Source organism: Chamaesiphon sp. VAR_48_metabat_135_sub, from assembly GCF_031418915.1.
Classification (GTDB): Bacteria; Cyanobacteriota; Cyanobacteriia; order Cyanobacteriales; family Chamaesiphonaceae; genus Chamaesiphon.
The window spans coordinates 1-11,053 of the sequence record NZ_JANOJV010000259.1 but is presented as its reverse complement, the minus strand read 5'-3'; the positions used below and the strand labels follow the sequence as shown (position 1 = coordinate 11,053).

Here is an 11,053-nt window from a genome sequence, read left to right as displayed (position 1 = left end):
CAGTCGGAAGGTACTGGATTGGGATTAACAATTAGTCAAAAAATTGTGGAATTAATGGGTGGCAAAATTCAAGTTCAGAGTCAAGAGGGTGTAGGGAGTGAATTTTGGTTTGACATCACACCTCCGACAATCAGCACTGATATCCAACCACAGTCGATCGATCTGACACCCACAATCGTTGGCTATGAGGGGCAACGCCGCCAGATTTTAATTATTGATGACCATTGGGAAAATCGATCGGTATTAGTCGATTTACTCACGCCGTTAGGGTTCCAAGTTACCGAAGCTGAAAATGGCAAAGTGGGCTTAGAATCGATCGAAAAACTTTTACCCGACCTGATTATTACCGATCTAGTGATGCCCGTGATGAATGGCTATGAATTACTCCATCAGTTACGCCAAGATCGCGATCTCCAACATTTGAAAGTGCTAGTTTCTTCGGCATCAGTAGCTCAACTCGATCGGCAACAGAGCCTAGCAGCGGGCGGTGATGATTTTCTCGCCAAACCACTCCAACTCAATCAGTTATTGCCATTATTAGCCAAACACTTACAACTCACCTGGAAATACGATCCGACTAACTCAAATCACAGCTTTTCAGTGGATGATAATTCATCATCGCTTACAGGAATATTTTTACCTACTGAAACCGATTTACAGATCTTACTAGAACTCATTCAGGATGGAATGGTCAATAAATTAATTGCCGCCGCCGAGCAAATTGGGCAAAAAAATATTCTTTATCAACCATTTACCAGCCGCATCATTCAATTAGCCAAGGAATTCCAGATCGATCGAATCGAGATCTTCCTCCAAAAATCCCTATCTTCCCCCTCATTAAACTAACTTAGTCATGACTACTAAATTAACTGGACTAATTCTTATTGTCGATGATACACCCGCTAACCTAGATGCACTCTCTACAGTGCTGAGTGATGTTGGCTATGAAATCGCGATCGCCACTAGTGGCGAAAAGGCATTACAACTGCTGCAACGGCGATCTCCCGATTTGATTTTGCTAGATGTGAGGATGCCCGGAATTGATGGATTTGAAACTTGCGATCGGATCAAAGCCAATCCCAAAATTTGTGATATTCCGATCGTGTTCATGACTTCTCTGATCGATATCAACAATAAAATCAAAGGGTTTAATTGTGGTGCCGTAGACTATATTAGCAAGCCCTTCCAAGAACAAGAAATTTTAGCCAGAGTCAAAACCCACATCCAGTTACGGCTGTTAACTCAAAATCTAGAACAACAAGTAGCCGAGCAAACCGCCTCATTGAGAATAGCCAACGAAGCCCTAGAAAAAGCTAATATCTCGAAAAGATCGTTCCTATCGACCATGAGTGCAGAAATTCGGACACCGATCGATGACATCTTGAGATTAGCAGAGCGGTTGCAAGAACAGAAATCTGGAACACTCAATGCTCAACAAGTAGATGATTTAGCCAAGATCGAGCACAGTGGTAATCATCTCCTCTCGTTAATTAATAACACTCTCAAGTTAGCAAATATTGAATCTGGTCAATTGAAATTGGATCTCGATCTCATCGCGATTGAAGATCTGTGCAGATCTTGTTTGGTAGCAATCCAATCACTAGCCGATCGAAAAAGTATCAAGTTGATATTGAAGATCGAACCCAATCTGCCGCAGATTTCGATCGACGAACGTCAGATGCGCCAAGTTATCCTGAATTTACTCAACAATGGTATTAAATTTACCTCGGCTGGTTCTGTCACATTGAGTGTCACCAAAGCAATGTTGACAGATAGCAAAAATATCCCATGTATTCGGATTGCGATCGCCGATACTGGAATCGGTATTACTTCAGAAAATATCAAACAGCTTTTCCAGCCCTTTGTCCAAATTGCTAATTTATTAGGAGAGCGACATGAAGGCAACGGGCTGGGGCTAATTTTAGCAAAGCAAATTGTGGAGTTACATAACGGTCAAATTAGTGTCTATAGTACTGAAAATGCAGGTAGCTGCTTTACGATCGAATTGCCTGCTAACGACTCCTCACAAATATCCCCCACGGTGCAAATCCCTCAACTGTTTACTGGCACCGATCGTTCTGAAGGGATGCTCTGTTCTAACCCACTCAATGCGCGGTGAGATCCCTTTGAGGATGATATTTACTAACAAAATTTAGGAGCTAGTTCTACCACAGATTGCCGTCAAATTTTTCAACCGTAATGCCAGTGGTTCGTTAAGTACGGCGGAATCATATCGCCATTCCCAATTTCCTTCAGCTACACCAGGGAAATTCATCCGTGCCGCACCACCTAATCCCAAGACATCTTGGAGCGGAAAGATGGCGATATTCGCTACAGAACTCATCGCCAAGCGGATCAGATCCCAATGAATTCCTGCTGCACCAACACCACCTGAATATAACAAGAATCGATCGCGTTCCCGACCTTCTAATTTCTCGAACCAACCGACGCTGGTATCATTATCATGGGTACCCGTATAGACAACAAAATTGGGTCGATGATTGAATGGTAAAAAAGGATTGCCATTATCCGAACCGAAAGCAAATTGAAGTACTTTCATCCCTGGAAAACCAAACTGATCTCGCAGAGCGTCTACATCAGGTGTAATTACCCCCAAATCTTCAGCTAAAATCGGTAAATGTCCCCATTTCTGTTGAATGGTAGTAAATAAGTCTGCCCCTGGAGCCTTAATCCAGCGTCCATCAATCGCGGTGGTTTCGCCCTGCTCGACAGCCCAAAATGCTTGAAAACCACGAAAGTGATCGACGCGAATTACATCGACTAATTTTAGTAAAGATTCAAATCTTTGAATCCACCAATTAAACTGAGTATGGGCTAATTTTTCCCAGTTGTAGACTGGATTTCCCCACAATTGTCCGGTTTCACTAAAGTAATCTGGTGGCACACCAGCCATGAGAGCGGCTTCACCTGTTTCAGGATCGAGTTCAAAAAATTCTTGGTTTGCCCAGACATCTGCGCTGTCGTGAGCGACATAAATTGGGATATCACCAATAATTTCAATCTCATGTTCATGAGCATAAGCTTTTAATGCTGACCACTGTTCAAAGAACTTGAATTGAAGAAACTTATGATAACTAATTTGGTGTTTGAGATGATTCTGCCAGTGGATGAGGGCGAGTGGTTCGCGCTTGACTAGATCGGGTTGTTCCCATTGATGCCAACTCTTATCTCCCTGCTCTTCCCGTACTGCCATAAATAAAGCGTAGTCATCCAACCAATAAATCTGACTGTGACAGAAGTTATCGAAAGTCGCTTTTTGCTCTTTATCGGCGAATGTCTGAAATCGATCGAATGCTAAATGATATAGTTTGGTTTTAATCTCGATCGCGAGTGGAAAATTGACTTTGTGACTAGAAAATGTCGGTAAATTTTCTAAATCTGCTGGAATCAGTAATCCATCTTCTAATAGTTTAACTGGACTCAGGAGTAAAGGATTACCCGCGATCGCCGAATAACACATATAAGGCGAGTTACCATAACCCGTCGGCCCTAATGGTAAGATCTGCCAATATTTTTGTTTGGCATTGTGTAAAAAGTCGATAAATGTATAAGCATCTTCACCTAAATCGCCAATCCCAAAGGGGCTAGGTAATGAGGTGGGATGAAGGAGAATTCCGCTGGAACGAGTCATGAGATTAGGGGGGGAGGGGGACTGGACTACGGCGGAGATCTTACCCACCCCGAATGAGCCTTGCGGCTTATTCGCCCCTCCGAGGAGGGGATTTCCCCCATCACTTCGCAATATTAGGGCTAGGGCGGAAAATCCCCTCCTCGGAGCGAAAAGTGCGGTCTTGGGGTTTCCCCTGCTTGGGTATGGGTCACGGATGGGTTCCCCATCCGACCCAACTCCGCAAGTGGAGCACCTTTTCAAGAGAGGGGTGGCGCGTAGCGACGGGGTGGGTAGATCTACGCAGCAACTCGAAAAACTAAAACTTCAATACTTTAGCAACAGTCTGAACATCTTTATCACCACGTCCCGAACAATTGATGACAATTTTAGGACTACCAGTGAGTTGGGGGCAGAGAGTTTCGAGGTACGCGATCGCGTGGGATGTTTCCAGAGCGGGTATAATACCTTCTAACTTGGATAGCAATTGAAAAGCTACCAGAGCTTGAGCATCAGTGATGCTGTAATATTCAGCTCGTCCCAAATCTTTGAGATAACTATGTTCTGGTCCTACACCAGGATAGTCTAATCCAGCACTGATTGAATGTGCCTCAGTAACTTGTCCATCGTTATCCTGCAACAGATAACTCATCGCGCCATGTAAAACACCTGGACGACCTTTGGTGAGTGTTGCCGCATGTTTGTCAGTTTCCACGCCTTCCCCTGCGGCTTCGACCCCAATCAGGCGCACGGACGGTTCTTTGACGAACTCATGAAATAGTCCCATCGCATTAGAACCACCACCGATACAAGCGAGGAGAATATCCGGTAAACCGCCCCATTTTTCTACTGCTTGAGCGCGAGTTTCCTCGCCGATAATTGCATGAAAATCGCGGACGATCATCGGATAGGGATGCGGTCCAGCTACAGATCCCAGGATATAATGTGTCGTCTCCACATTCGTTACCCAATCCCGAATCGCTTCGGAAGTCGCATCCTTGAGCGTCCCAGTTCCCGCCGCCACCGGACGTACTTCCGCACCCAGCAATTGCATCCGAAAGACATTTAATTCCTGGCGTTTCATATCTTCCACGCCCATGAAAATCACGCAATCCAAACCAAACCGAGCGCAGACAGTCGCCGTCGCTACTCCATGCTGTCCTGCACCCGTCTCAGCAATTACCCGTTGCTTACCCATCCGTTTAGCGAGGAGGACTTGCGCCAGTGCATTATTAATCTTGTGGGCACCAGTATGATTTAAGTCTTCTCGTTTGAGGTAAATCTGGGCACCAGTGCCATCAGGACGCGCATAACGTTCGGTAAGGCGTTCGGCAAAATAGAGGGGGCTAGGTCTGCCCACATAGTCGCGTAACAATCCGTTGAGTTCTCGATGGAATTCAGGATCTTTGGTATGACGATAATACTCAGCTTCAAACTCCAGCAATGCTGGCATCAACGTCTCTGGCACATATTTTCCCCCAAACTTGCCAAACCGACCGAGACTGTCTGGCTGCTGGGATGACTGACGATTTTGGCTGGGTGAGAGGGGCGTTTGAGTCATTTCGATTTTGCGGATGTGCGCTTGTCGGGTTCCCCGACAGTTTAGCGCACCAAGCAGGATTTTGGATTACCCCCACGAACTCAAGTCGAGGGATGGAAAATAGCTATTTGTCGATCGAGTCGATCTCGATCGATATATTATACCGTTGCACACTCATGACTATCCACATCAACTATAGCAATCAGCAATTCCAAATTCAAACCTATTCCCATATGTCGTAGATGGCGGGTGTCTTGTCGTTTTTTTATGCGGGGGTTCCCCCCGCATAAAAACGCCGCTTTATGCTAGAAATCCTCGCAACGCACCACTAATTGCGAAACGAACCCGCCCAACCCCACCAGCAACAATCAATTATTGGTGGAAAATCGGTAAAATATCTTGAATTTGGAATTGCTGTATAGCAATCCTAAATGAGAAGCTTAGTCCCTAGAGGGCGGGCATGAAGCAGGGTGGATTAGTTGTGAAGGAATAACTGGTGCGTGCGCGGCAATTAATCGCGCTCGTCCATTCGGCTCCAAGACTAACCCGATCGCTGGTGGTGCATATTTCGGTGGTAGACTTACCGTTGTAGCTGGTTGCGTCTTAATCTCCCGCGCATCTGACCACAGTGCTTCGCTCTCCTGGGGTTCGTTGGCAGTTGGTGGCAATCCACCGCGCCCAGTAATATAGAATTTATGATCTCGCTGACTGGCACTACAGGCTTGGGAAATTTGGTTACTAGCATCATTAGGCGCAGCCGGAAGTTTGCCCTTATCCTTGGCTGGATCTAGATCTGGGGTATTAATTTGGACGGTACCACTTTTTCCGCCCTCGGAGCTGGCAGTAATATCATTGGTGAAGGGTGAACCTTGAGGACGGGATTGGATACCAAATAGTCCTTGACTGGTGATGTCAACTTTACCACCTGTCCCCTGATAGGCATTGGCGGTGATGTCATTATTTCCAGGTAAGGCGACAATTAAGGGACTACTAATCGTAATATTTCCACCACTACTCTTTTTGCCCGTGCTATCAGAATCAGTAGCAATTAGACTATCGTTGCGCAGCAGTAAGTAGCCTGTCGTGACGATCTTGATATCTCCACCCGTAGTAATCGTCGATTCTGATAAAATTTTGCCCTTATTTAAGGTAATGGTGTCGCTCTTGAGGAAGATATCCCCCGCAGATCTGGTACCTTCGGTGCTGGAATTTAATTCAGCACCATTAGCGATAGATAGAGTCCCCGCTGAGATATCGATCCCGCCACCGTTCCCTTTCGCGCCTTGTTCTACAGTACTTTCTGCGACACTACTAAAAAGACCATTGGCAGTCCCATCAAAGGCGACTTTACCAGTAGCATTAATTTTAATATTCCCTGCATTTCCGGTGCCTTCAGTATTGGCAATTAATCCCGCACCATTAGTCACAGCTAGATTACCAGTGACAATCTCAATCCCACCAGCATTTCCGGTTGCTTGTTGGTAAGAGCGACTGAATGCCGAACTCCGAAATTGATTGATACCACCATCAAAGGAGACATTACCATTAGCAGCGGTAATTTTAATCTTGCCCCCATCTCCTGTGCCATATGTGCTGACAGCTAATGTGGCACCATTCGTCACAGATAGATTGGGAGTGACGATCTCAATCTCACCACCTTTGCCTACGGCTCTAGCTTGTACCGTACTTGAGACTCCACTACTATAGGCATTTTGTCCGTCACCAAGTGGGATCGCACCATCAAGCGAGATTTTACCAGTGGCAGTGATTTTAATATTCCCCCCATTTCCGGTGCCATATGTGCTGGTACCGATGCCAGAACCGTTGGTGGCAGATAGATTACGAGTTTCGATCTCGATCTCCCCAGCATTTCCGACTCCTGTTTCTTCTACTCGACTTAATGCACCACTACGTTTATCACCTGCGCCACCATCGATGGAAATGTTATCCGTGGCTTTAATTTTAATCTTCCCCGCATTTCCCGTACCATATGTGCTGGCAAATAATTGAGCACCATTCTTTATCGATAGATTACGAGTAGTGATATCAATTGCACCAGCATTCCCCACTGCTCCTGATGCTACTGTGCTCAATACTCCACTCCGAAAATCACCCATCCCACCATCAAATAAGATGTCACCAGCGACTTTAATATTAATATTCCCCGCATCGCCTTTTTTTCCTTCGGCGAAGGTTCCGATTCGGGCATTATTAGTACCAGCTAAATTACCAGCAACAGCGATATCGATCGTACCACCTTTCCCCACTGCGCCGCTCAGGACTTGATTAAAAATCACCGCACCGTCGGAGAGTATTAAATTTCCAGTGGCATCAAGCTTAATATCTCCAGCCACTGAGGTGGGAGACCCCAAGTTCTTGTCAGTCCCCGCTTGAATGCCCGTGTAACTCCCGTTTAGGGTAATATCTTTAGCAAAAATATTAACACTACCGCCCCCACCCGATCGAACATAAATTTCACTGTTGATTTTTTGTCTCGACAGTAGGGTTACATTCGATCGTTCTACATCCTTGGGAAACTTTACACCATTTTGGAGACTAAACTCGATCGAGCCACTTTGCCGCAATCCGCCGACATCAACCTTGCCACCTTGATTGTATATTTGTCCGCCATAAAAGGTGACATCCCCACCGATCGATCCGATGTATTGTGATGGATTATTACTTGACAAACTCCCATAATGTTCGATCCCTTTACTCCCAGGATTACTCGTACCCATTATCAATTTGGCTGGATTAAAAGCAACATTTGGATCGATCTTCAATAATGCTTCATCACCCGCTTTATTTACACCAAAATTATAGGTTTTTCCCTGAGCATCGATGAAATCGGTCCCATTCGCCGTACTGGTCATAAATGCCTTACCTACATTCAACCACACACCTGGACCAAATACCACTCCATTGGGATTAATCAATAAGAAGTTAGATCCTCTGGTATCTATTCCCCCATTAATATCCGAAAAAAAACTACCCGTGACGCGAGTAATAATCGATTGATTTCCTGTCGGTCTGTCAAAGAGTGCGGAGGTATCTTTAGGTATGGAGAACTCGGTGAAACTATGGAATAAATTTTGTCCGCGTTGCAATCCACCACCGATGGTGAATTGATTATTAGTTCCCGATACTGTAGTGCCAATTTTACTATTATCGGCGACGGGAATCCGGTTGGAAGGTTCGTATGTTTGGGCGTGGGCGATGTGAGGAAGGAGCAATACCGCAGTGGTAGTCAGTACGAAAAAGATTTGCTTATTCATGACAAGACAAGATGGATGAATTGGTCGTACTCGGACTCATGTAATGTACAATTACTTATTACTTATTACTTATTACTTATTACTTAATCAAAGAGCTACTTTTTTCGCTGTTGCTTTCAAACCATAGGTAGGATTATTAACAATATCCTTACCGTAGGGTGTCAGTCCAGCAAACGTACCGTTGCTAGTCATTTCTCGCTTGCTACAGTTATCTTTCCACCAACTCCAAGCGCACCAGCCGATTTCTTTTTGCTGTAGTAGCGTCAATAATGATTGATAGGTAAATCCATTTTGGGCGGGCTGATTTTCCTTAATTCCATCGAGATCGTAACGACAATATTGAGTTTTTCCATTCACATCTTCATCCTGTTTATTGGCAATTTCTCCGAAAAAGAGTGGGATATTGGCATTAATTGCCGCTTGAATATGTGGGATGCCATTATAAGCCGCCCAATAAGCATGTCCGCTAAATAATAGGTTTTGAGCTGGATCGCTATTAATTAATTCTTTGGCGATCTGGGGGAAAACTTCGATCGAAGAACCACAATCTGGAGCATCGATCGCGATCGGTACTTGTAAATGTTTTCGCATCCTGACGATCGCCGTTTTATAAGCATTCTTAAAACTATTCAATGCTGTCGCGGGATTATTGCTCCAGCGGTAATGCCCCAACTCATTAGCAAGGTTAATTATCAGGTAATTTTGATGTTTTTTTAAGACATTTAAAACTGGTTTGGAAGTCCACCACGGCATTAATTGACTATTGAGTAAAATTGGATCGCTTTTGCATGTCAGATCGCTGAGATAAAGGATGGGGATAATTTGATTAGCTCGACATTTTGCCAGGAAATTATCTAAATCTGTTTCACTAAAGGTCGGACGATTAGCTTGACCATAATTTTTGTACCATTGAATACGAACGGCATTAGCACCAGTTTTTACTAATTCTGAGAGAGTATCAGTTTGCGGAAAGCCCCAATCATCTAATAGTGGTAAATTCACCCCTCGCAGAATAACTTTTGTACCGTTAGGATGGTAAAGAAACCGCCCCTTTGTATAAAAAGTAGTTCTGCCTGGTTGAGCAAATAATGGTGTATTCCCTAACATTGTACCCGCCGCGCCGATCGCAAAGCTACTACCCAAGTTCAGAATTTGTCGCCGAGAAAATAGACTAGACATATCGATCGACTCTAAATAATATTGATAATACTGCAACTTACTTATTACTTATTACTTATTACTTATTGATTAATTCCCAATTTAACTGCTTTAGCTCGATCGAGATTAGCTCCCTCAATATCTCCCAATTCGCGGCGCAGCAGGCTTCTGTTCTGATAGGCTTGAGCGAGTTGAGGATTTAATTCTATCGCCTGACTATAATTAGTTAAAGCAGTTTCCCGATCTCCCATCGCCGCGACAACAATACCTCGTCTCAGATAAAAATCAGCGTAATTGGGCTTCAACTCAATTGCGCGATCTAAATCTCTTAGAGCTGGGGCTAGTTTATCGATTCGATAAAAAGAGAAAGCACGGTAATAATAACTGCTAGCCGTACTAGAGTCTAAGGATATAGTTCGATCGAAAGCAACTATAGCTTCCTGATAATTGCGGGCGATGAGTAATTTCTTGCCTTTTTCTCGATAACTTTCCGCTGTTTCGGAAGTGCTATTTCCATTTAGTAACGGGGTAGTATTTCCACTCAATAATGGAGTGCTATTTCCACTCAGTAATGGAGTATTATTTCCACTCAGTAACGGGGCACTATTTCCACTCAGTAATGGCACTCCAGTTTTAACGAGTAGGGGATTTTTGGCAAAAGGGTTATTACGTCTTTTTCGCTGTTCGTATGCGAGATAGTCCTGCGGACAATTTTTGAAGACGTATCGATTGAGAGCAAAGTTGACAGGATTGGGATCGGAAAAATCTTGGTCAAAAATCTGTGTCATGATCATCAAAGTTTGTCCGTCTAACTTCGATCGACCGCCCATAAAGGAACAGACTTTTTTGCCCATTTTTTGAATATGTTGATACGTCACCTGTGCTTGTGCTGGTTGAGGATAAAGAAAACCACTTAAACTATTGACTAACAATCCACAACCAATTGCCAACCCTACAGATATTGTACTCGAAGATCGATCGATTTCATGCAGCCATCGCTGAGGAGAGATCCCCGACTTCTTCAAGAAGTCGGGGATCTGATGACGACAAGAGATTTTAATCATGGTAGTTTGCCTCATTAAAGTAATTAGTAATTGGATTTAGCCGATCAAAGTTAATTTCGATCGATCGAGCTGGCATCGAACAGCCTGGAAGATGTCGATCTTTGATTGAGCCTGAGGATTGGGACTAAGCGAAATTGGTTTGATGGTAAATATAGAAATTATTAAAATGATGACGGATAATTCCCAGTCTGTTAATTTAGAGCGCATGAATGAAGTAGATGGTCTTTGAAATTTAGAGTAGGGGCAATTCATGAATTGCCCCTACTCTAAATTTCGGGGCAAATCATACATTAAATCAGCAACGCCCAGATTCTTAACCCTGACGCTAGTTACTTGAAGAACCAGAGGACGAGGACGATTTAGGAGTCGCCGTAACCTCTACTCCCCA

The 11,053-nt window shown here is 44.2% G+C and carries 8 protein-coding genes; 2 read left to right on the top strand and 6 right to left on the bottom strand.

What is annotated here, in order from left to right; all coding sequences use genetic code 11:
* Both RMO55_RS18280 and RMO55_RS18275 read left to right on the top strand, forming a co-directional pair.
* Nucleotides 1-846: response regulator (locus RMO55_RS18280; RefSeq protein WP_310428937.1), on the top strand; the 846-nt coding region annotated here is incomplete at its 5' end.
* Nucleotides 847-853: 7 nt separating this feature from the next.
* Nucleotides 854-2,119 (top strand): hybrid sensor histidine kinase/response regulator, encoded by a 1,266-nt coding sequence (locus tag RMO55_RS18275; protein WP_310428935.1) that lies wholly within the window; start codon nt 854-856, stop codon nt 2,117-2,119.
* 33 nt (nt 2,120-2,152) lie between these two features.
* Here RMO55_RS18275 and malQ read toward each other — a convergent pair whose 3' ends face one another.
* From malQ to RMO55_RS18245, 6 genes are all read right to left on the bottom strand, one after another.
* Nucleotides 2,153-3,652 carry a 4-alpha-glucanotransferase gene (gene malQ, locus RMO55_RS18270; RefSeq protein ID WP_310428933.1) on the bottom strand — a complete coding sequence of 500 codons (1,500 nt, stop codon included), beginning with the start codon at nt 3,650-3,652 and terminating at the stop codon, nt 2,153-2,155.
* A gap of 295 nt (nt 3,653-3,947) precedes the next feature.
* Nucleotides 3,948-5,189, bottom strand: a complete 1,242-nt coding sequence (gene trpB, locus RMO55_RS18265) for a tryptophan synthase subunit beta (protein ID WP_310428931.1) — start codon at nt 5,187-5,189, stop codon at nt 3,948-3,950.
* Between the two features lie 419 nt (nt 5,190-5,608).
* Nucleotides 5,609-8,443, bottom strand: coding sequence for a filamentous hemagglutinin N-terminal domain-containing protein (locus tag RMO55_RS18260; protein ID WP_310428930.1), 2,835 nt, complete (start codon nt 8,441-8,443; stop codon nt 5,609-5,611).
* A gap of 87 nt (nt 8,444-8,530) precedes the next feature.
* Entirely contained in the window at nt 8,531-9,622 is a 1,092-nt protein-coding gene (locus tag RMO55_RS18255; RefSeq protein WP_310428928.1) for a cellulase family glycosylhydrolase, read from the bottom strand.
* Between the two features lie 62 nt (nt 9,623-9,684).
* A complete protein-coding gene (locus RMO55_RS18250; protein ID WP_310428926.1) occupies nt 9,685-10,665 on the bottom strand; it encodes a tetratricopeptide repeat protein in 981 nt (326 codons plus the stop codon).
* A 36-nt stretch (nt 10,666-10,701) separates the two neighbouring features.
* The gene (locus RMO55_RS18245; RefSeq protein ID WP_310428924.1) at nt 10,702-10,872 is read right to left on the bottom strand and encodes a hypothetical protein; all 171 of its coding nucleotides are present in this window, start codon (nt 10,870-10,872) and stop codon (nt 10,702-10,704) included.
* Nucleotides 10,873-11,053 lie beyond the last annotated feature (181 nt).